The 22,403-nt window shown below is 37.3% G+C and carries 21 protein-coding genes; 10 read left to right on the forward strand and 11 right to left on the reverse strand.

Annotation, left to right across the window (positions count from 1 at the left end; all coding sequences use genetic code 11):
- The first annotated feature begins 9 nt into the window (after window positions 1-9).
- A complete protein-coding gene (locus tag MKL62_RS02995) occupies window positions 10-453 on the forward strand; it encodes a hemerythrin domain-containing protein (RefSeq protein WP_001019905.1) in 444 nt (147 codons plus the stop codon).
- A 7-nt stretch (window positions 454-460) separates the two neighbouring features.
- Here the strand turns inward: MKL62_RS02995 and MKL62_RS03000 are convergent, their stop codons facing one another.
- The 3 genes from MKL62_RS03000 to serA form a co-directional block, all read right to left on the reverse strand.
- Complete coding sequence (locus MKL62_RS03000) at window positions 461-1,321, reverse strand: EamA family transporter (protein WP_001180514.1); 861 nt, start codon at window positions 1,319-1,321, stop codon at window positions 461-463.
- Window positions 1,322-1,411: 90 nt separating this feature from the next.
- Window positions 1,412-2,296, reverse strand: coding sequence for an EamA family transporter (locus tag MKL62_RS03005; protein ID WP_000098161.1), 885 nt, complete (start codon window positions 2,294-2,296; stop codon window positions 1,412-1,414).
- A gap of 98 nt (window positions 2,297-2,394) precedes the next feature.
- Window positions 2,395-3,627 carry a phosphoglycerate dehydrogenase gene (gene serA / locus MKL62_RS03010; RefSeq protein WP_000077814.1) on the reverse strand — a complete coding sequence of 411 codons (1,233 nt, stop codon included), beginning with the start codon at window positions 3,625-3,627 and terminating at the stop codon, window positions 2,395-2,397.
- Window positions 3,628-4,006: 379 nt separating this feature from the next.
- Between serA and MKL62_RS03015 the strand changes: the two genes are divergently transcribed.
- Together MKL62_RS03015 and MKL62_RS03020 are read left to right on the forward strand one after the other, a co-directional pair.
- A complete protein-coding gene (locus MKL62_RS03015; RefSeq protein WP_000993504.1) occupies window positions 4,007-5,416 on the forward strand; it encodes a D-2-hydroxyglutarate dehydrogenase in 1,410 nt (469 codons plus the stop codon).
- A gap of 94 nt (window positions 5,417-5,510) precedes the next feature.
- Window positions 5,511-5,879: a hypothetical protein gene (locus tag MKL62_RS03020; RefSeq protein ID WP_001189305.1), complete on the forward strand. Its 369-nt coding sequence runs from the start codon at window positions 5,511-5,513 to the stop codon at window positions 5,877-5,879.
- A gap of 45 nt (window positions 5,880-5,924) precedes the next feature.
- Here the strand turns inward: MKL62_RS03020 and MKL62_RS03025 are convergent, their stop codons facing one another.
- Together MKL62_RS03025 and MKL62_RS03030 are read right to left on the reverse strand one after the other, a co-directional pair.
- Entirely contained in the window at window positions 5,925-6,239 is a 315-nt protein-coding gene (locus MKL62_RS03025) for a putative quinol monooxygenase (RefSeq protein WP_030423572.1), read from the reverse strand.
- A gap of 13 nt (window positions 6,240-6,252) precedes the next feature.
- Window positions 6,253-6,840, reverse strand: a complete 588-nt coding sequence (locus MKL62_RS03030) for an NAD(P)H-dependent oxidoreductase (RefSeq protein ID WP_000065461.1) — start codon at window positions 6,838-6,840, stop codon at window positions 6,253-6,255.
- Window positions 6,841-7,064: 224 nt separating this feature from the next.
- Here MKL62_RS03030 and MKL62_RS03035 point away from each other — a divergent pair, with 224 nt between their 5' ends.
- Entirely contained in the window at window positions 7,065-7,430 is a 366-nt protein-coding gene (locus MKL62_RS03035; RefSeq protein WP_000719498.1) for a flagellar basal body L-ring protein FlgH, read from the forward strand.
- 369 nt (window positions 7,431-7,799) lie between these two features.
- On the forward strand, window positions 7,800-9,029 hold the full coding sequence (craA, locus tag MKL62_RS03040; RefSeq protein WP_000790118.1) for a chloramphenicol efflux MFS transporter CraA: 1,230 nt from the start codon (window positions 7,800-7,802) through the stop codon (window positions 9,027-9,029).
- Window positions 9,030-9,065: 36 nt separating this feature from the next.
- Here the strand turns inward: craA and yccS are convergent, their stop codons facing one another.
- The 4 genes from yccS to MKL62_RS03060 all read right to left on the reverse strand — a co-directional run bounded on the left by yccS (window position 9,066) and on the right by MKL62_RS03060 (window position 13,986).
- Window positions 9,066-11,216 (reverse strand): YccS family putative transporter, encoded by a 2,151-nt coding sequence (gene yccS, locus MKL62_RS03045; protein ID WP_030423571.1) that lies wholly within the window; start codon window positions 11,214-11,216, stop codon window positions 9,066-9,068.
- Between the two features lie 193 nt (window positions 11,217-11,409).
- Complete coding sequence (gene sodC, locus MKL62_RS03050) at window positions 11,410-11,985, reverse strand: superoxide dismutase family protein (protein ID WP_001143890.1); 576 nt, start codon at window positions 11,983-11,985, stop codon at window positions 11,410-11,412.
- Window positions 11,986-12,100: 115 nt separating this feature from the next.
- The gene (locus MKL62_RS03055; protein ID WP_000553809.1) at window positions 12,101-13,219 is read right to left on the reverse strand and encodes an AI-2E family transporter; all 1,119 of its coding nucleotides are present in this window, start codon (window positions 13,217-13,219) and stop codon (window positions 12,101-12,103) included.
- A 122-nt stretch (window positions 13,220-13,341) separates the two neighbouring features.
- Window positions 13,342-13,986, reverse strand: a complete 645-nt coding sequence (locus MKL62_RS03060) for a ParA family protein (RefSeq protein ID WP_000849145.1) — start codon at window positions 13,984-13,986, stop codon at window positions 13,342-13,344.
- Between the two features lie 158 nt (window positions 13,987-14,144).
- Here MKL62_RS03060 and MKL62_RS03065 point away from each other — a divergent pair, with 158 nt between their 5' ends.
- Window positions 14,145-14,612 carry a Holliday junction resolvase-like protein gene (locus MKL62_RS03065; RefSeq protein WP_000118035.1) on the forward strand — a complete coding sequence of 156 codons (468 nt, stop codon included), beginning with the start codon at window positions 14,145-14,147 and terminating at the stop codon, window positions 14,610-14,612.
- A 139-nt stretch (window positions 14,613-14,751) separates the two neighbouring features.
- On the forward strand, window positions 14,752-15,315 hold the full coding sequence (locus MKL62_RS03070) for a hypothetical protein (protein WP_000744750.1): 564 nt from the start codon (window positions 14,752-14,754) through the stop codon (window positions 15,313-15,315).
- A gap of 49 nt (window positions 15,316-15,364) precedes the next feature.
- Here MKL62_RS03070 and MKL62_RS03075 read toward each other — a convergent pair whose 3' ends face one another.
- Together MKL62_RS03075 and MKL62_RS03080 are read right to left on the reverse strand one after the other, a co-directional pair.
- A complete protein-coding gene (locus MKL62_RS03075; protein WP_000915015.1) occupies window positions 15,365-15,898 on the reverse strand; it encodes a hypothetical protein in 534 nt (177 codons plus the stop codon).
- Between the two features lie 15 nt (window positions 15,899-15,913).
- Complete coding sequence (locus MKL62_RS03080) at window positions 15,914-16,708, reverse strand: class I SAM-dependent methyltransferase (protein WP_000194463.1); 795 nt, start codon at window positions 16,706-16,708, stop codon at window positions 15,914-15,916.
- Window positions 16,709-16,835: 127 nt separating this feature from the next.
- Between MKL62_RS03080 and MKL62_RS03085 the strand changes: the two genes are divergently transcribed.
- From MKL62_RS03085 to MKL62_RS03095, 3 genes are all read left to right on the forward strand, one after another.
- A complete protein-coding gene (locus MKL62_RS03085; RefSeq protein ID WP_000360740.1) occupies window positions 16,836-18,113 on the forward strand; it encodes a hypothetical protein in 1,278 nt (425 codons plus the stop codon).
- 413 nt (window positions 18,114-18,526) lie between these two features.
- Entirely contained in the window at window positions 18,527-19,960 is a 1,434-nt protein-coding gene (locus MKL62_RS03090) for an amino acid permease (protein ID WP_001191140.1), read from the forward strand.
- Window positions 19,961-20,993: 1,033 nt separating this feature from the next.
- Window positions 20,994-22,265 (forward strand): Glu/Leu/Phe/Val family dehydrogenase, encoded by a 1,272-nt coding sequence (locus tag MKL62_RS03095; RefSeq protein WP_001281781.1) that lies wholly within the window; start codon window positions 20,994-20,996, stop codon window positions 22,263-22,265.
- The last annotated feature ends 138 nt before the right edge of the window (window positions 22,266-22,403 follow it).

Here is a 22,403-nt window from a genome sequence, read left to right on the forward strand (position 1 = left end):
AGGAAGAGAATGAATATTTTCGAAGCATTAAGAGAAAGCCACGAAAATCAACGCAACCTTTCTGAACAATTAATCCAGACACATGGTTTAACCGAAGAACGAAAAGAATTATTTGATGCATTAAAAAACGAACTTTATGCTCACTCAGTTGCCGAAGACCGTTATTTATATATCCCTTTAATGTTTGATGATGTCGGTTTGGATATTACGAGACATGCTTTATCTGAACATCATGAAATGGATGAATTGGTCGAGCAACTCGAAAAAACGGATATGAGTAGCCCAAGTTGGTTGGCAACCGCTAAACAGTTGAGCGAAAAAGTCCATCACCACTTAAAAGAAGAAGAGCATAAGTTTTTTCAGCAAGCCGGTAAAATTCTTAAAGACAGTGAAAAAGAAACGCTAGGCAATAAATATTTAAAGGAATATAAAAAGTATAAAAAACAGCAATAAGCTACACCTATGATGCTGTTTTACTTCTTAAAGTAACCCCAATTGACGCTAGCATTACGCAAGCTAAAGCCACCCATTGCAGCATGCTGATTTCTTCGTGAAGTAATAAGAAACCTGTTAATGCTGCCAATGCTGGCGCTAAACTTGTTAGGGTGCCATAAGTTAATTTATTAAGTTGTTTGAGTGCCATTAGGTCGAGTGCATAGGGAATAGCAGTCGCTAAAACTGCAATAAGTAAGGCTTTACCCCAGTACTGTGTATCAAGTAATGCTGGGCCATTATACCAAATAGCAATTGGTAATAAGGCGAGGGCAGATACGGTAATCCCTATGGTTAAGGCATGCATTCCTATATTTTGAGTTACAACTTTTTGACCAAAATAAATATAGAATGCCCAACAAAGCCCTGCGCCTAAAGCACAGGCTGCACCTACGTAAGAAAAGTGGTGTTGAGTTGGATCTTGCCAAGGTACCATGAGTGCAATACCCAGCATGGCAAAAGCTACCCAGATATATTCGCTCTTTTGTTTGATAGAAACTAGGGCTAGGCCTAATGGACCAATAAATTCTAGACCTACCGCAATCCCTTGGGGCAATTTTCCAAGAGAGGTGTAAAATAAGATATTCATTAACCCTAATGATGCGCAGTACATTAATAAATCACGCCATTTTAAATAAGGTAAGCGAGACCAGATTTTCCAAGAACGGAACATAACGGCAACAATCACTGCTGCAAAACATAGTCTTAAAATAGTAACGGTAAGCGGATCTAAAGCCGCAATAAGTTGCTTGGCAAATGAAGCGCTGATTTGATACGAAACCATCGACAAAATCATATATAGCACAGCAATAATTGGAAGATTTTGCATGGAAGTACCTTAACGCTTCATTTGATATGTAAAAAATAAGGGTGATTAATTATAGCCAATACTGGGTTTCAACTCGCAGGTTTTGCAGAATTAACTTACTGTTTTTTCACGTTGTTGTCGGGCTCTTTGGGTGGTTATGGTACAACCCACAGAAGCAGTAATAATAGTGGCAAGTGCCAACCATTGATTCCATAACAGGTATTCACCTAAGAAGATAAAACCGGAAAGTGCAGCAACAGCTGGCTCTAGGCTCATCAATGTTCCAAAACTTAAAGGTGTTAAATTGCGTAGAGCTAACATTTCTAAAGAGAATGGAAGTGCACTGGCTAAAACGGCGAGACCAATAAAATAAAAAAAGTATGGTGGTTCTATAACTTGCCCAATCGAGCCTGAGAAAAAAGTAATGGGTAAAAGTATACAAGCACCTACAGTCATGCCCAAACAAACTGTATGGTTACCTGAGATACCAGAAGGCTTTTGCCCTGCAATAATATATAGGGCCCAACAAGCACCCGCACTCATCGCAAATAGGACTCCAATCCAGTCCAAGCTATGTGCTTGGTTAAAAGGAAATAATAAAATGAGACCAATAATTGCGAAAGTGACCCAGACAAAATCATATTTTTGCTTAGCATGGTAAAGGGCCACACTGAGTGGACCAATAAATTCAAATGCAACCGCAATACCAATGGGTAAACGTTCAAGCGATAAATAGAAAAGGGCATTCATGCCAGCAAGAGCAAAGCCATAACTTAAAATAGCTTTCCATCGGACCTGACTAAAATTAATTTTCCAGATCTGAAAAAGGAAAGCCAAAATAAATGCCCCGATACATAAACGCATTGCAGAAACAGTCAGTACAGGAAAGTTCTGAAACAGGACTTTAGCTAAGGATGCGCTACTTTGGACACTTAACATGGCAAGAATAAGAAAGCCCAAAGCATGAAGCTGGGATTTCTGGCTTGGACTGGACATTTTATTATTTGATCAATTGGTATACTTTTCACATGATAATGTAAATACCTATAAAAAAGCCACAGACAATGCTGTGGCTTTTAAATTTACAGTCTGTATTAGAACAATACGCGTACGCGAATTGTGCCTTCAACTTCATGCAACATATCTAAAGCTTCTTGAGAAGCAGAAGCATCTACGTCCATTACAAGGTAACCGATGTCGCCTTTAGTCATAAGTGACTGACCAGAAATGTTGATGCCTTGTTCAGCAAACAAGTTGTTGATTTTAGACAATACACCCGGTACGTTTTTGTGGATGTGTAGTAAACGGTGTTGACCCGCTGTCAATGGCAACGCGATTTCTGGGAAGTTTACCGCAGAAAGTGTCATACCCTTATCAGAGTAAGCAACAAATTTCTCTGCTACTTCTAAACCGATATTTGCTTGAGCTTCCATTGTTGAACCACCAACGTGAGGAGTCAAGATCACGTTGTCTAAACCACGAAGTGGAGACTGGAATTCTTCACCATTTGCTTTTGGTTCTTTCGGGAATACGTCAACTGCCGCACCTGCAAGGTGACCAGATTTGATTGCATCAGCTAAATCTTCGATTACTACGCATGTACCACGTGCAGCATTTAAGAAGATCGCGCCTTCTTTCATTTTTGCAAATTGTTCTTTAGTGAAGAAGTTACGTGTAGACGGAACATCCGGTACATGCAAAGTCACAACATCAGCAGTTGCTAAAAGTTCATCTAAAGAACCAACTTGGCGAGCATTACCCATTGGTAATTTAGTTACTGCATCATAATAAATGACATGCATACCCATACTTTCAGCAAGGACTGAAAGTTGAGAACCGATGGAACCGTAACCCACAATACCTAAAGTTTTGCCACGAGTTTCAAAAGAACCCACAGCAGATTTGTCCCAACCACCACGATGACAAGCCGCTGACTTTTCAGGAACACGGCGAAGAAGAAGAATAGTTTCAGCAAGTACGAGCTCTGCAACCGAACGCGTATTTGAATACGGTGCGTTAAATACAGGAATACCACGTGCCATCGCTGCTTTAAGATCTACTTGGTTTGTTCCGATACAGAAACAACCTACTGCGATCAATTTATTTGCAGCTTCGAAAACTTCTTCAGTCAATTGGGTACGCGAACGAATACCAATAAAGTGAGCATCTTTAATTGCTTCTTTAAGCGCTTCGCCTTCAAGAGCAGTTTTGCGATAGTCAATGTTGGTATAACCCGCAGCGTTTAAAGTATCGACTGCGTTTTGGTGAACGCCTTCTAACAAAAGGAAACGGATTTTATCTTTAGGTAGTGAAAGATGTTGGCTCATTACGGCTCCGCTACAAAGGCCAAATTTGGTGGCGGTATAATAACATACTGGGCAGCGCTATAGATATTTCGTTTATACCATCGCCTTATGGCAATTTTATCTATGTCTAATCACTTCCATTTATGGCTTGTCGAGCGTTACAAAATATGCTTGGCCTACGTTGAGGCCCAAATTTTCCTTTAAGGCCTTATAAAAAGTGTTTTATTGGTGTTAAACATGTTTTGTAGTGACAGTATCTCTATTCTGAACTTTATCGCTTGTGCTGTTACATGTAGAATATAGGAGTTCCTTGAACATTATGGCTTTGCTCAGGTGAAAACCTAGAGAAATATGAGGTCATAGTCCCACCACAGTTTACTTCTTGCTAGGTCTGCAAACGATGAATGCTCCAGTCGCTTTAACACCTGAGTTACTCACCCAATTAACAGCAATCGTCGGTGAAAACCGTATTAAAACCGATGCTGATAGTCTCGAAAACTGGGGTAAAGATCATACCAAGCATTTTAATCCGAACCCATCGGTCATCGTTTTTCCATCAACGACTGAACAAGTTCAGGAAGTTGTGAAGCTTGCAAACCAGTTTAATATCGCAATTACACCGTCAGGTGGACGTACAGGACTTTCTGCTGGTGCTGTAGCAACCAATGGTGAAATTGTCATTAGCATGGACAAAATGAACCAGATTCTTGAGTTCTTCCCGGCAGACCGTATGGTTCGTGTACAAGCTGGTGTTGTGACTGAGCAATTGCAAAATTATGCAGAAGAGCAGGGTATGTATTATCCGGTTGACTTTGCGTCAGCGGGTTCTAGTCAGATTGGCGGTAATATCGGTACCAACGCTGGTGGTATTAAAGTCATTAAATATGGCATGACGCGTAACTGGGTACTCGGTTTAACTGTAGTGACGGGTAAGGGCGACATTTTACGTTTAAACAAAGGCATGATTAAAAATGCAACTGGTTATGCATTACAGCATTTGTTTATTGGTGGTGAAGGTACATTAGGTTTAGTGACTGAAGCAGAAATTAAACTTGAGCGTCAACCACAAAACCTACAAGTTTTAGTTTTAGGTGTGCCTGATTTTGATGCAGTAATGCCTGTGTTACATGCTTTCCAAAAAGATATCGACTTAACTGCATTTGAGTTCTTTGGTGAGCTTGCAATGCAAAAAGTACTCGACCGTGGTCATGTTCAACGTCCATTTGAAACTCAATGTCCATTCTATGTATTGCTTGAGTTTGAAGCGCCATACGAACCGATTATCGACAAAGCAATGGAGATTTTCGAGCACTGTATGGAACAAGGTTGGGTACTTGATGGTGTAATGAGCCAGAGCCTTGATCAAGTAGAGAGCTTGTGGCGTTTACGCGAAGATATTTCTGAATCAATCGCGCCGTTTATTCCATATAAAAACGATATTTCAGTATTAATTACTCACGTACCTGCATTTATTCGTGAGATTGATGCGATTGTTCAAGAAAACTATCCTGACTTTGAAATTTGCTGGTTCGGCCATATCGGCGACGGTAACTTACACTTAAATATTTTAAAACCTGAAAACTTGACCAAAGATGAGTTCTTTGCGAAGTGTCAAGTTGTGAATAAATATGTGTTTGATACCGTTAAAAAATACGATGGTTCAATCTCTGCCGAGCATGGCGTAGGTATGACGAAAAAGCCATATTTGGAATATTCGCGCTCAGCTGAAGAAATCGAATATATGAAAGCTTTGAAAAAAGTATTTGACCCGAAAGGTATTATGAATCCGGGTAAATTATTCGATCTTTAATTAGATCTATTTTGTAGAACTACATAGTTTCTACAGAGTAACCGACAAAGGCATAGCATCATAAAGCTATGCCTTTTGTTTTTTGGTGATGAAAATGCAACGTTTATTTTTAATTTCTGCACTCTGTGCTGGACTTATGACGGGTTGTGCAACTACAAGTAAATTAATTCCTTTTGTGGGCTCAGAAACCCCAATGCAACAAGTACTTAAAACGCAACCCGAGATTGTAAAAGAGCATAACAATACTTCAGTTCAGCAGGTATTTAACCGAGTAGAATCCCCAACTGTTTCTCGCATTACTGTTATACAAACCGGTTTAATGGATGACTCTGTCTCAGCAATTCGGACGGAATATTTATTTAAATTGGTTGATGAAAAGTGGCAATTGCAAAATAAGCAAAAGAGCTACCAATGTGCAAGAGGAAAAGGTTCTAAAGGTTTCCAGACGCAGCTTTGTTCTTAAGCATAAAAAAGACGATAAATATATCGTCTTTTTTTATTTCTTAAATTATACGCCACTTTCTAACATTTTAATTTTGACGTCAACTACATCATCTTTGACTGCTTCATGATGCGCTTGCATATGAGGTGTAGCTAAGTGTGCTTCAAGATGAGCCACACTTTCCCATTTTTCTAACATCACAATAATGTCAGGGTCTTTGTTTTGGAAGCTTGCATTTGAAATGTGGTCAACCAAAGGTTCATAACCATGACAACCATCTTCGGCTAAAACAGTTGGAATGATTTTTTGAAATGCATTCAATACGTTTTGGCGGTGTTGTCCACCCGATTGAGTACGAATTTCCGCGATAATAGTAAGCATGGTTTTCTCCGGGTTAGGCTGCTGCAAATAGTGTGTTCAAATGTGCTTTGTATGCTTCCACATAACTATCTACATCAGGCATTTTAATTACATCATTTACAATAAATGTTGGTAGGGTGCTCATACCTAAGAACTGATTTGCTTTATGAAATGGTAAATAAACACCATCTACACCCACGCCATGGAAAAACTGATCCGCATCGTCAAATGCTTCCATTGGCGCATTCCAAGTAAGCGACAACATATATTTTTTGTCATGAATTAAACCACCTGAACCATATTTTTTTGAGGCATCAGAGCGGCTACGACCATCGTTTGCATAAAGAGAACCATGACCTGTCGTAAATACATCGTCAATATATTTTTTTACGGTCCACGGTGCACCCATCCACCAGCCCGGCATTTGATAAATCACGACATCTGCCCATAAATATTTTTCTACTTCGGCTTCAGCATTGTAGTCACTATCTGCACGAGTGACTTGAACTTCGTGGCCGAGTTCAGTGAGGTGATTCGTCGCTAGTGTCGTGAGTGTGTCATTTAATTCACCATTTGAGTGGGCAAATTGTTTGGCACCATTAATGACTAAAATATTGCTCATGGGAGTTACTCTAATTCAATTCTTAAACTTGAGCGATACTTTAGAGAACTTACTCTTAAAGAAAAATGTAGTAATTGGAAAAATATTATTGATTAAAAATCATTAATCTTGGTTTGATACCTTATACTGGTTTCTTCATTTTAATGGCAAATACTTTACAAAGTTGAACGGAAAAAATTATTTGTAGCCTTTAGCATCAAGGTGAAGTTGTGGTGGAGTTGAGTATGAAAAAGATTGGTTTACTCATGATGTGTAATTTGTTGATTCTGAGTGCTTGTACACCAAATACAAATCCACCTACACCTCAAGCGAACAGTCCGATACAAGCTGTTTTACTCGATCAACCTAATCTTTTAAATAATGCCAGTAATTTAAGTATTTCACAGCAAATGAATGCCTTAGAAGATCCTTCTAATGCTCAAGTCACTATTTTGCAGACAGAGCCTAGTGAAGATGCTGTTTCGAAAACACGTACTGAGTATTTATTAAAAAAAGATCAGACTGTTTGGAAAATCGTGAATAAAAAACAAAGTTATCAATGTACAAAAGGCGAGGAAACAGCAGACTTTCAAGTTAATCCTTGTCCTTAAAGCTGAATTTCTATTGAATATGTGGATAACTTTAGGGTTATTCACAATATAAAAATGAGTTCGTCATCATTAAAATATAGAATTTAAAATTGTTGGAATTGTCCGATTGATGATCAATTTGAAAAGTGATATTGTGTCATCCGGCAATTATGCCAGATGGTAAAAATTACCGAATCTCACGTCATACATTTTTTCTCGTTTTAGACACCTTGTGAATACGGTGTTTCACATTCTAAACATGCACTCTCACGGCATATAACAACTTAACTAAAGATTGACTGACCATACTGTCATCGTCATGACTACATTATTTATTTCAATATGTAGTTGCTGAGACATAGTGGCCGCTATTTTGAAGTGTACAAACTCATGAAAAATATTCAAACGACAGCGTTGAACCGTACAACGTTGATGTTTCCTTTAGCTTTAGTGCTATTTGAATTTGCGGTTTATATTGGTAATGACCTGATTCAGCCAGCCATGTTGGCAATTACTGAAGATTTCGGTGTAAGTGCAACTTGGGCGCCGTCTTCAATGTCATTTTATTTATTAGGTGGTGCATCTGTTGCATGGTTACTAGGACCTTTATCAGATCGATTAGGCCGTAAAAAAGTACTTTTGTCTGGTGTTTTATTTTTTGCCTTGTGCTGTTTTTTAATTTTATTAACGCGACAAATTGAACACTTTCTGACATTACGTTTTTTACAAGGTATTGGGTTAAGCGTAATTTCAGCAGTGGGATATGCCGCAATTCAGGAAAATTTTGCCGAGCGTGATGCGATTAAAGTCATGGCACTTATGGCAAATATCTCATTGCTTGCGCCTTTGCTAGGACCTGTACTTGGAGCTTTCTTAATTGATTATGTTTCATGGCACTGGGGTTTCGTGGCAATTGCTTTACTTGCACTGCTGAGTTGGGTTGGCTTAAAGAAACAAATGCCTAGTCATAAGGTGAGTGTAACCAAACAGCCTTTTAGTTATCTTTTTGATGACTTTAAAAAGGTATTTAGCAATCGGCAGTTCCTTGGGTTAACGTTGGCCTTACCGCTTGTGGGTATGCCGCTTATGCTTTGGATTGCATTATCGCCAATTATTTTGGTCGATGAACTGAAGCTAACGAGTGTGCAATATGGCTTAGCACAGTTCCCGGTATTTTTAGGTTTAATTGTTGGTAACATTGTTTTAATTAAAATTATTGACCGTTTAGCTTTAGGTAAAACTGTCTTAATTGGCTTACCGATTATGCTTACTGGTACGCTAATTTTAATATTAGGTGTTGTCTGGCAAGCCTATTTAATTCCTTGCTTGTTAATAGGTATGACACTCATTTGTTTTGGTGAAGGAATTAGCTTCTCAGTGTTGTACCGTTTTGCACTCATGTCATCTGAAGTGTCAAAAGGAACTGTAGCTGCTGCTGTTTCAATGCTATTGATGACGAGCTTCTTTGCAATGATTGAGCTTGTACGTTACCTCTACACCCAATTTCATTTATGGGCTTTTGTCTTATCTGCTTTTGCATTTATTGCCTTGTGGTTTACTCAACCACGTTTAGCTTTAAAACGAGAAATGCAGGAAAGAGTTGCACAAGACTTACATTAAAAAAATACCGGAATTTATATTCCGGTATTTTTTATTCTATTTAATTTCATGCTCTAAAAGTTTGCCTTTTAAGCATAAGAGTTCAGGCAAGGTTTCTAATAATAAACTCATCTGTTTTAAGACAAGTGTGTAGTTCTCTGAAAAATGTTCGTGAGTTATTAAACTTTGAATTTGCTTTAAAGTCTGTTCAAGAAAACTAAAGTTAACCGAAGCTTGTTCAAATAAACTTTGTTTAAGAATTTGCTGACAATCCAGTAAAAGTTGTAATACCTGTTGATCATCAATTTTTTGTCTTTGGCTGCCTAATGCTGCGACATAACTCAACTGGCTGTGGCTATAAACCAAATAACGAAAGGCGTAATGAATCAGCTCTGGATTTGGGTTAGGCTCGGCACTTAAGCTTGAAATCATATTCGACAGTTCAATTTGCGCGTTATGTGCAGCACGGCGAATTCTACGATATTCAATGTCTTGATTTTTCCCATGCTGATATTGCTCAACAATCACATTAAAATAATCGAAGGTTGCTTGGCTACTTTTCTTAATATTGTTTGGAATATTACGGAAGTTCCAGTCTGGCCAAATAAAATTAACAGCAAGCCAAGCAATAAAGCAGCCTAATAAGGTGTCGATTAGGCGAGGTAAAATAATGCTGTAACCTGCACCTTTTAAGTTGAAAATGAGCAATACCATTAAGGTTGCCATCAGTGTTGCCAGCGCATATTTTTTCTGGCGTAAGTAGAAAAAGCTAACTCCACAAATAATGGTAAGAATGAGTTGACCTTCAATACTAGGAACAAAATATAAAATGGGAATACCCAATAAAACGCCGAGTAAAGTCCCAATCGTTCTAAGCTTTAAACGACTTTTGGTTGCAAAGTAAGTAATTTGGCAAACAAATAAACTGGTGAGCAAAATCCAGTAACCATGTTGGGCAAAAGGTAAGAGGGAAATGGCATAACCTGCGGCAAACACAACCGCAATTCGTATTGCATGTCTAAATAGGGCCGATTGTGGCGTCAGTTGCTGCCGAATTTTTAAAACAAGGTCTGAAAATCCTTGAATATCATCATCTAGTAAATTGAGATGTTCTTGCTTGTTCTGACTTAGCGTTTCATTAAACGGTTGAGCATATTGAAGTTGTTCAAATTGTTCATGCATTCCTTTTAAATTATTAAAAATCAGCTTTAAATTTTTAACTTCAAAATTTTGTGGATGCTGTTGTATCCAGTCTTTCAAAGAGCTTTCCAAATGGTTTAGGCCAATTTGGCTTTCTTGAGAAGACTGATATTGTTGATTATGCAAAATGCATTGAGCTAAATCATGGCAAGCTTGAGCTTGTAAGCGTAGGTTTTTCTGAAAACGAAAAATGAGATCACTACGGCTAAAATTTTGTTGGATATGCTCGTAGTGTAAATAATTAGAAGTTGCCTGCTCGTGTATATCTCGCGCAAAAAAGTATAGGTTTAACCAGTAAATACTTTTATTACTGACTCGTGATGCCTTAAGGCGAGTTAGCAAAGAGCTGCGTATTTGGTTAAGACTTTGCGCAACTTGTGTATTTTGTAGTGATAACTCAAATAAAAGCTGTTCAACATTTTCTTTATTATCTGGGTCGAACAACCGTGCTTTAGCTTGAAGTAAGGCTGAAATTTCTTCAAAAATTTGTGAAAGTTTATCTTGTAAAGGAAGTGTTGGTTTAAGAATAAAAAATAAAATAGAAGTTAGGCCGTACCACAACGCACCATAGACAAAATAAGTAGGCTGTTGGTACCAGTGTGCATATTCTCCTAAACCAAACATACTATAAATTGAGAGTAAAATCGTACCAAAAGAAATGGTAGCGTAGCGTTGCCCTAAAGCTCCCAATAAAATGAAACAAGCACTGGAAATTGAAAGATATAAAATAAATAAAAATTTATAAGGTGCTAAAAAACCAAGAATAGTGCTGACAGTAAAAAAGAGTAGACAGACATAGAGCAGGTTGCGTAAACGAAGACTTAAGCGATCATCAAAATCAGTAAGTGCAGCAGCAATCGCACCTAAAGTCACAGGAACGATCAGCTCATTATGACCTAACCAAAGTAAACCTAAAGTTGTGCCTGTGAGTACAATTAAAATTTGCAGGCAATAAATTAAAATTGAATTCGCTTTAAAACGATTGAATAGTTGAGTCAGATTATTCACGGCTTTTTTTCTAAATGAGAGGGTACGTGACAATTGGTATTTAAATTTTTATTACTTGAAAAATATTATGCGTTTTGTCTAAAAAAGTCAGTTTATTTTTTTAGACTTTATAATAATTAATTAGTCTAAGTTGCTTAATAAAATAACAAAATTGTGGATATCTTTTTAGATACCCACAATTTAAAAATAGCATTTATTTGATTACGCCACATGCGATTCGCGCTCCGCCACCACCTAGAGGCAAAGGAGAATCTGAATAGTTATCACCACCAGCATGGATCATGATAGCGCGACCTTGAATGTCAGCAAGTTTTAAACGTGGTGCAATAACAGCAGTTGTAGCTACACCAGTATTGTCAACGACTAATGCTGGTAAATCGCCTAAATGCCCGGTAGTTGGCGTACCATGATGTGGGGCTTGGTTAGGGTTATAGTGGCTACCAGCAGCTAAAGCAGCGCCTGGTTTTCCATCTTTAACAGCAGGGGCACAAGATGGATTTTCATGGATGTGGAAACCGCGAGTACCACTTGGTAAATCTGCTAAAGCAGGGGTAATGATTAAGCCCTTATCACTGTCTTGAAAGCTGATCGTACCAAGTTTTTTACCTATACCATTGGCTGTCACTTCATTAACATCCACCACTTTTTTAGTATGCATTGTGGTAAGTGCATGGGCTGTATCAGATACAGTCTTACTTACCGTGCTACAACCGACCGTTAATAAAGCTGTCAGTGCACATACTGCACCAATTTTATTAAATACTGGCATTATAGATATCCTTATAACTATAAATCTGATTTTTTTATTCAAGCAAAGGTGCGTGAACCCTACAAGTTAATTTAAATAGTCACTTTGTATCTTGAAATATTTTTAAATCATTAGCTTAGTTTTTAGATGGCGGTAAATCATCATCTGAATCATAAATCATGGTTGTTTTTGGCATGGGTTCAGGGTCAATCGTCTCATGAAGCCATTCACGCCAAATTGCTAATAAAACAGCTAAAATAACAGGGCCAATAAATAGACCAACTAAACCAAAACTTGCAATACCACCCAATACACCGAACATAATCAATAAAAACGGAATTTGAGTCGCACCAGAGATTACAAGTGGACGGATCACGTTGTCTGAACTACTTACAATCAACACACCCCATAAGATGACGCCAATAGCTTCCATGGTTTGACCTTGAGAGAACAACCATAGTCCAACGCCTAAGTAGGAAACAGGAGTACCAAACGGAATTAGGGCTAATAAGAACGTTGCAATGGTGAGAACCATTGGGTTAGGTACACCAGCGACGAAATAACTTAATCCAGCAAGTACAGCTTGAGCAATTGCAGTTAAACCCACGCCATACACAACGGCACGTGTGGTTTCTGAAATTGTGTCGAGATAATGATGAATACGTGGCCCGATCACCATTTCCAAGGCTTTACTCACTTGGGTTAAGATCGTGTGGCCATCACGATAAAAGAAGAAAAGACTTAAAATCGCAAAACAAAGTTTGACGATATTTTTACTAATTTCATTTAATAACACACGCCCATAACTTAAATGGCTTTGTACCCAAGCTGCAATATTCTGAATAGTACTATTAGGATCTGTGTTAATTTCGTTGAGTGTACGAGATATTTCTTTACCAATAAACGGAAGATTACGAATAAAATCGGGAACGCTTAAATGACCTGAAAAGACTTGACGCTGTAAATCAAAATAAAGGTTGCGACCTTCATGTTGTAGAATAAAAATAGCACATGTAAATGGTACGCCAACAATTAAAATGACTAAGCTAATCATAACTGTAGCATTTAAATTATTTCGGTTTTCACCAAAAAAATGCTGAATTCTTAAATAAATCGGCCAAGTCATGTAGGCAATAATGGCAGCCCAAAGTACAGGTACAATAAAGTACTTCAGGATGTTAAATCCTAAAAAGATCAGGATAAAAAACAGCCCAAACAATAAAACGCGCTGTAAAGTAGGAGCGTATGGATGCACGAACAAAATTCTCTAATTTTTAAAATAGAATAAGGTCATATTAACTGAAAAATGACCTGAGACAAATTTTAGACAGGCGTGCTCATTTCTGAATCTTGCCCCCCTAAAATAAAGAGATGGTTTTAGAACCACTCAGATTTATCTTCAATCAGTTTATTTAAAAGAGGCTGCCACTGGCTCTGAATTGCAATAAAGTTCTTTTGTGGTTTATCAAATACACTTAAACCTTGCATTGCTAAACTGCCATAAGCACTACGCTCTGCAATCCATGCAATAGGTTCATGTTCGATTTTTTCAAAAAATTGCTGAATATCTTTTGAGCTGGCGCTGTTCGGTTTAACTCGGTTTGCAAGGAGTAAAATTTGTACTTTACCTTTACGAATACGTTTAATATCCTGCAAATGCTTGAGAAAACGTCGTGTACTGTCGATATCGAAAAATGAAGGCTGAAGTGGAGTAATAATCGCATGAGCTTCGCTGACTAATTGTTCAGCATGATCACCTGAAAGTGCACCCGGCGCATCAATAATTAAATAGTCTAAATTTTTAGGCGCATCACCAATTGATTTTTCTTGACGCCAGTCGAGGCTTTGAATGACAGCTACGTTATCTGGACGTTGTTTTAACCATTGTAAGGAAGATTTCTGGTTGTCAGAATCTGCCAATGCTACTTTATATCCTTTTTGTGCCAAAGCTGTTGCCAACGTAATGGCTGTCATGGTTTTTCCGCATCCGCCCTTTTGATTTGCAATAAGTATCGTTTTCATAAATTCAGTTATATTCAGCAGCACACTTGTTCTACTTATACCTTAGCATCTTTTTATGTGAAGTAGATGACTGCCTTTGACAAAAGTTTAAGCTACTCCCTAATTTTAGATATGATTGCTCATCTATCGCGATGATGTGTATTTGTTAAGGAAAATTTATGTCCGTATGGCTGGCCATGCTTATTGGTGCTGGTATTGGTATTATTATCACGACGCTCATTTTATCAAATACCCGTAATGGCCGAATCAAGGCTGAATACGAGCAATATATTGCCGAGTTGGAGCTTGAGCATCAACAAGCCCTTGCCCAAGCACAAAAGAGAAGTGTAAATACGAGCCGCGCCGTATTAAAAGGAAAAATGGCAGAACAATTTGCGCCAGTCTTGCCGGAATTTCAGTATTTGCCAAGTGATGCCAAGTTTATGGGCGACCCGGTTGATTATATTATTTTCGATGGCTATACCGATTTTCGAGATGGAGACGGAACTGCCGATGATATTCAAATTATTTTGCTAGATGTCAAAAGTGGAGGGGCACGTTTAACAAAAGGGCAGCAAGCAATTGCTCAGGCAATTAAGGAAGGGAAAGTTCGCTTTGAAACTTTAAGAATAGATTTTGAAGATTAATAATCTATTTAATTAGGCACAAAAATAGACGAAATTGATCTGTATTGTTACTAAATTCCGATATTTTTTTCATACCTTAGAGCTACCATAAAACGAAGATCTAATGAATTTGATCTAGCAATATTTGAGGTATAAAGCGATGAAAAAACAACGTTTGATGATAGCTTTGCTGGCGACTTTAGGCATGGGTTCAGCATTTGCATCAACCTCGAGTGAATACAATATTGCCAATGGCTTGCTTCCAGTTGAAAAAGATCAATCAATTTCTGTATTACAACCATTTCAGGGAAATTTTAGGATTTTAGGTTCAAAAATTTATCACAATGATGAGCAAGCCAAATTTTCACCGATTGATTATGCGGTAAGTTGGGGTTTATTTGCTCAACCTGAAATCGCACGACATATTTCAGTGAAACAATATGACCGCTATTTAAACTGGAAAATAGCAAAACTACCTGTACCAGCTGAGCAAGCGATGCAGATGGTATCGAATATGCACATTATTCCTGCAAACCCTGAAATCGCCCAACAAATTAAGCAAGTTAAACGTGGTGATTTGGTTTATTTAAAAGGTGATCTGGTTGAAATCAAAGATAAAGATTTAGTTTGGAAGTCATCTTTGACCCCAACTGATACCGGCGATGGTGCATGTGAACTCTTCCGTGTTCAATCCATTCACTGGGTTGAAAAACAAAATATTTAAATTAAAAAAGCCTTCTTTATAAGAAGGCTTTTTATTGCATGCAGTTAAATTAATGCTGCTGTGAGGCTTTCCAGTACTTTAACTGATTTTGTGCTTGTAAATAGTCAGCAAGCTGTTTGACCTGCTCATCTTTACTTGCCTGCTTATCACTAAAGTTCTTTTCTTGGTTTTCCCAATATTGATAGAGTAAGCCCTGAATATAACGACCTTGTTCAGTTTTTAAATCGAGGTCTTTTAGCATGGTCAATGCTGAGCGCACATTATCAAGCGTACGTTTTTGTTCAAATTCTGTGGTGAGCGTACCTGCCTCATGCATTTTTTCTAGCTCAGTTTCCATTTCATCACTCATTTCAGTAAAGCGGTGATCGTAATCTTCTAGTAGTGCAATATCATGAGCGTCATCCGCAGTAGCTGGGAATTTCTTCACTGGTCTTTCATTGAGTTTTTCTAAGACCTGATCGGTAGATGAACTTGTATGAGATTGTTCAGTCTTTGCTGGCTCATCTGCTTTTTTACAAGCCGTCAATAATAGGCTAGAGCTGAGCAAAGACATTAAGATGATATGAGGCGTTTTTTTTAACATAGCTTTCAACCGAACCTATTCTCTATGATTTGACGACGTACTTTTTTGAAAATGATATGCATATGTGACATATGGAAAATCAATCTGATCTTGTGGGCCTAACCCAGTAAAATCATAAACAATTTTTTCAAACTGAGCTTTGAGCTGTAGTTGATCTTTTTCAGTCATTGCTGCAATAAAACTTGTTGAAAGTAACCGCTTACTCACCACTTGTTCGACAGTACCATGCTGCGATTGCGAAAAAGTATTTAAATTGTCAAAAGTAAATAAATCTTGCTCTTCAAAAACCTTTTTCCACCTTTCACTATGGTAACGAGGTGTATCACCTTCGAGTGGTAGTAAAAAATCCGCTAAGGCTTTTACCCAATCTGTACCTTCATCGCGCTGGTTCCAAACAAGTCCTAAATGTCCTTGAGGTTTTAATACTCGATAGATTTCGGTCAATGTTTCTATGTTGTCAAACCAATGAAAAGATTGGGCACAAATGACAGCATCAATTTGTTGGTCATTTACCGGAATATTGTGGCTAAAGGCTTGTATAGTTTTAATATCAGGATAGGCTTGCTGAAGCTGTTGTAACATCTCGCCAATTGGCTCTACCGCAATAATATTGGCATGTGTCTGTTTTAAGTAAGGTAAGAATTTGCCAGTACCCGATCCAAGATCGATAACAGTAGAATTTTCATGGATTTGGAGCCGATCTTGTAGCCAACTTACTATTTCTACGGGATAATTTGGTCTAACTTGCTGATAAAGCTCAGCAGCAGAGCTGAAGCCTTTTTGAGCGGCAGGATGTAAGGATTGTGTCATATTTTGCGCTTTTTAATCTGACTGGCATCTATAAAATAAGATACTCCGCAATCATAAATTGGCAAAACACCTATTTTGTTTCATTTTTGACGATGTATGTGGGAGTAAATTTTCTTTCGGTGTGAGCATGGATAAGCAAATTATTTTTGAAGACGAACACATTAGAGCCATTTTTTTACAAGGCGATTCTAATACATTAGTTCTCTCTTTTGGCGATTTGATTACCCGGGCGAGTGGCTTATCTATCAATGCTGAAAAGTCTCTTATAAAGTACCAATACAATGTTATTGGGGTGATGCCAAAACAAAAATCATGGTTCCCAAAGGCCAGTATGGTTGAGCTGGCAAAAGTCATTTTGCCTATTATTCAGCGTTTTAAAAATATTGTAGGTTATGGCGGCTCAATGGGCGGCTATGCAGCAATTAAATATTCGAATTTATTAAATATGAATCGAATCATTGCATTTGTGCCTCAGTATTCAATTGACCCTGAACAAGTTGAAGACCGACGCTATGCTGAGTTCTTCGATGCTGTCGCGAATAAAGACATGCAAATTCAGCCGCAAGATGTAGATGCAAGTCGTGAATACATTATTGTTTATGATCCTTACTTTTCAATTGATCGCGAACATTACTTAAAAATAAAAGAGATCTTACCAAGTTTACATACAATTCATTTGCCTTTTACAGGACATGAAGCTTTATCTGTATTGGCAAGCTCAAGCCTTTTACATGATTTTATTGAGCATGAATTTGATGAAACGTATTTCTATCAACAAGTTCGTAAAATCAAAAAACAAAGCAAGTTCTATTATCGTAATGTTCTTGCAAATGTGCTGACATACCATGACAGCATGTTATTGAAAATATTGCGTCAAAATGACTTTCAGTTAGATGAACGTTATTTAGACAATCCACTTAAGCAAGCAGTCACTCGTAGTCTTATTAAAACAAAGCAAGCTACAGAGCAAGATTTCCAGAAGCTTGGAATTAAAATTCAGTATAGGCAGCAAGCTGAAAACCATAAAAAGGGTTTGAAAAATCAATTTGAGGCAATATTGGTATTTAATTTGATTAATCTAAAGCTTGAAACCTATGCTGTAGATGTAGTGTTGGCAAACCCATCATATTTGATTCCGATTGTGGCAGAACACACTGGGGTTGTTCAGATTGAGTTAAATAATGAACTTTATTTGTTAGGGATGAATGACCGAAAAATTATTAAATTGTTTAAACAGGGTGATGCACTCACTTCGGATATAAGTCCATTTGTCATTAAACAATATTCTGATTTCTTTGCGTTAAGCTACAAGCAATTAAATTTAAATTGTGATGAACAAGGTGCTTGTGATTACGTTGAAGGTTCCGTTCAGCCATCTCAACAGTTTGTATTGACCAGTTACTAAGTTATTTCCTCGATTAAATAAAGCTCAAATCTTGAGATTTGAGCTTTATTTTTTGCTTAAAAAATATTTTTTTATCACTTTATTTGTATATAAAATTAAAAGTCATTATTTAAATAAATAGTGTGTCTAATTTTTAAATAAAGATAGAGCTAAAAGTAGGTATGGGGAATTAAGTGAAAAATTATTATGTTTTAAAAAGTATAGTTTTTTAATTTATATAAATTAAAGAAATGATGTAAGATTAATTAAAATACAATAATTATCCTAGTAATTATTAATTGTTTGTTTTTAAAATATATTTTATTTGGTTGGTAAAGGGTTGCTTAAAATAACTCCACTATTCAAAGATAATTGCATATTTATTTTTTTATCCTAAAATGATTTTTTACTAAATTGTCGTTACAGTTTTTTATATGCAATCATTAAATTATCGGAATAATGATGCATCGCAACATGGAAGTTCTGCACCTTTGAAACGAGCAATGAGTACTCGACATTTGGTGATGATCTCCCTTGGCGGTGCCATAGGTACAGGTCTTTTTCTTGGGTCTGGCGACGTAATCTCTCAAGCAGGTCCAATTGGCGCAATTATCTCTTATTTCTTGGGCGGTTTAATTGCCTATACCGTTATGCTGTGTCTCGGTGAGCTAGCGGTTCATGTCCCTGAGTCTGGCTCTTTTGGTGAATACGCACGGCGTTATATCGGTCCAGGTACAGGGTATATGATTACTTGGCTGTATTGGCTGACTTGGACTGCAACTTTGGGGACTGAGTTTACCGCTGCGGCCTTGTTGGTTCAGGAGTGGTTTCCATCTACCTCAGTGTGGGCTTGGACTCTTTTCTTTGGCGCCTTGGTTTTCTTTCTTAATGTAAGTTCAACCCGCTTATTTGCAGAGTCTGAATTTTGGTTGGCGCTTGTAAAAGTAATCACCATTATCTGTTTTATTGGTTTGGGATTGCTGGCGATTTTCGGCTTTATTCCTTATCAGGGGCATGAAACAGCACCATTGTTCAGTAATTTGACTGCTCATGGTTGGTTCCCAAATGGTCTTTTCCCAATTTTTGCCACTATGCTTATCGTTAACTTTGCATTTTCTGGCACAGAATTAATTGGGGTGGCGGCTGGCGAAGCTGAGAATCCAGCAAAAACAGTTCCTAAGGCAATTAATGCGGCTATTTGGCGCTTATTGATTTTCTTTGTTGGTACGATTGTAGTGATTAGCTCACTATTGCCATACCACCTAGCAGGTCTTAGTGCAAATGATGTGAGCAGTAGCCCATTTGTGACTGTATTTAATTACATTGGTATTCCGTATGCAGAGGATATTATCCGTTTCGTAATTATTACGGCTTTACTTTCAGCTGCTAATTCGGGTCTATTTGCTGCATCACGTATGATGTGGTCGCTTTCAGCAAAAAATCAATTACCTAAAATTTTCGCGAAACTCACGCCGTCTGGAACACCTATTATTGCCATTATTGTCACCATGTTTGGTGCTATTCCAGGATTGCTTTCAGAACAATTTGCACCAGAAACAATTTTTAAAAATTTGTTGGGTGTTGCTGCTTTTACAATGGTTGTCGTTTGGATTGCAATTTGTATTTCGCAATTTAACTTCCGTAGACAGTGGTATAAGTCAGGAAAAACAGTAAAAGATCTACGTTTCGCTGCACCACTTTTTCCTCTTACTCCAATTGTAGGCGGGCTATTCTGTATAGTTACTTGTATCAGTATGGTATTTGATCCTTCTATGCAAGTGGGCTTTATCTGCTGCATTATTTTTATCTTGCTATGCTATGTCAGCTATTTCATCTTTTATCGTAAAAAAGATATAGCTCAAAACTAAGTCTTTTGCTTACTTGGTTGTGTTGATTGAAGGCTCCTTATGGGGCCTTTTTTCATGGGCGTAACTTGAGCTTTAAAGTGAGTTTTATATATTTTTTTTGAAAATGTTTTTTTTGTTTTGATAATAAAAGCAAATATTGACACATAAATTAACCACTTGTCGGAATATTATTAATAGCTAATTATTATAAGTTTTTAAATAAGTATATGTTTATCATGGTTATTTAATAAAGAGATTGTTTAAATATTTATATATCTTTGTTTTGAATTAGAGAAACTGAATAAATATTATGAAAATTTATAGAAATTTTAAGAATTTTTTGAAATTTTTTGTTAATTAAGTTGTTGTTATTAAATGGTAATTTTTTAGTCATTTTTAATTTTAATATTTTTTTAATTTCCATAAAATAAAATTATTATAGTGTAGTGTTTTTTTAGGTCTGGTTACTTTTTTATTATAAAATAGAGAAAATTGATTATTTTTTCTCTGCTTGTTTATTTTAAAATGTTCTAAATTAACTTGCTCTGTGCTATATTTACTTAAAGATTTTATGTCTATATGAAGGCTTGATTAACTCGCTTGAGTAGTGATGTGAAACTTGCAGTATTACTGAACAATTTTTATTTAAAAAGACTAATGGAGGGATCTATCGATTAGTCAAAAATAATTTTAGGGACTTATGGTTTTTTTGTTTCATGAACCCTAGTTCTTTTTAACTCCCAAACGGTTATGTCACCTCTTTTGTACTTATTTCCAGTCGACTTATTTGAGTTGGTTGCGGTGGAACTTTTGCTTTTATAAAGACTTTTTATAAACGGCAGATGAGGCAAAAGAATATTGTAAAAGATATCGATATATAAAAGTAAATCGTACTTTTGATATCACAAGATGGAATTTAAAAGGTCTAAAGCTTTAGAAGAGCTGAAGATTTTATAAATAAATCAAAACATTGTTATTGCAAGGTTTTGGTTGCTGAATAATAAAGACTGCAGATTTATCACATCTGAGTCTGTGTAGGTAGATAGGAAAAAAGATGTCAGATCTTTCATACGTAAACGAACATAGCGATGCATGGCAAACTTACTTGGCTCAAATTGACCGTGTAGCGCCATACTTAGAACATTTAGCTGATTATATCGATACATTAAAACGTCCTAAGCGTGCGCTTATTGTGGACGTGCCAATTGTAATGGACGACGGTTCAATCCAGCACTTTGAAGGCTACCGTGTACAACACAACTTGTCTCGTGGTCCTGGTAAAGGTGGTGTTCGTTACCATCCAAATGTTGACTTAAATGAAGTGATGGCATTGTCTGCATGGATGACAATTAAAACTGCAGTTTTGAACTTGCCATTTGGTGGTGCAAAAGGTGGTATCCGTGTTGATCCACGTAAATTATCAAATCGTGAATTAGAGCGTTTAACTCGCCGTTATACGACTGAAATTGGTCACATTATCGGACCTCAAAAAGACATTCCTGCTCCAGACGTTGGTACAAATGCCAATATCATGGGTTGGATGATGGATACTTATTCTACTAGCCAAGGTCACACAGTGACTGGTGTTGTAACTGGTAAACCAGTGCACTTAGGCGGTTCTTTAGGTCGTGTGAAAGCAACTGGTCGCGGTGTATTCGTTACTGGTCGTGAAGTTGCTGCAAAAATCAACTTACCAATTGAAGGCGCGAAAGTTGCTGTTCAAGGTTTTGGTAACGTAGGTAGTGAAGCTGCTTTCTTATTTGTTGAATCAAAAGCAAAAATCACTCACGTTCAAGACCACACTGGCACAATTTTCAATGCTGATGGTATTGATCTTGTTGCGCTACGTGATCACGTAAATGCAAACCAAGGTGTTGGTGGTTTTGCTGGTGCACAAGCAATTGCAGATGAAGATTTCTGGACTGCAGAAGTAGACATCATTATTCCTGCTGCATTAGAAGGCCAAATTACAGTTGAGCGTGCTGAAAAACTTAAAGCTAAGTTGATTTTAGAAGGCGCGAACGGCCCGACTTATCCTAAAGCTGAAGATGTATTAGTTGAGCGTGGCATTGTTGTAGTTCCTGACGTTGTATGTAACGCCGGCGGTGTAACTGTAAGTTACTTCGAATGGGTTCAAGACATGGCGAGCTATTTCTGGAGCGAAGAAGAAATCAACGAGCGTTTAGACAAGTTGATGGTTCAAGCAATGGATGACGTTTGGAATACAGCGAACAAGAATGCTTGTACTTTACGTACAGCAGCTTACATCTTGGCATGTGAGCGTATCTTAAAAGCTCGTAAAGAACGCGGTATTTTCCCAGGCTAATCTGAGGAAACTACCTTTTAGGAAAGGTGGGCCGAGCAAATATAAAGGATGTTATAGGGTTATTTGTTCGGTCCCTTTTTCTAAATGAATTAAATTAAAGACAGTAAGACAGATTAAATAAATTAAATAGATACTGAG

The sequence above is a fragment of the Acinetobacter sp. AOR01_HL genome (assembly GCF_027855455.1).
In the GTDB taxonomy this organism is placed as follows: Bacteria; Pseudomonadota; Gammaproteobacteria; order Pseudomonadales; family Moraxellaceae; genus Acinetobacter; species Acinetobacter baumannii.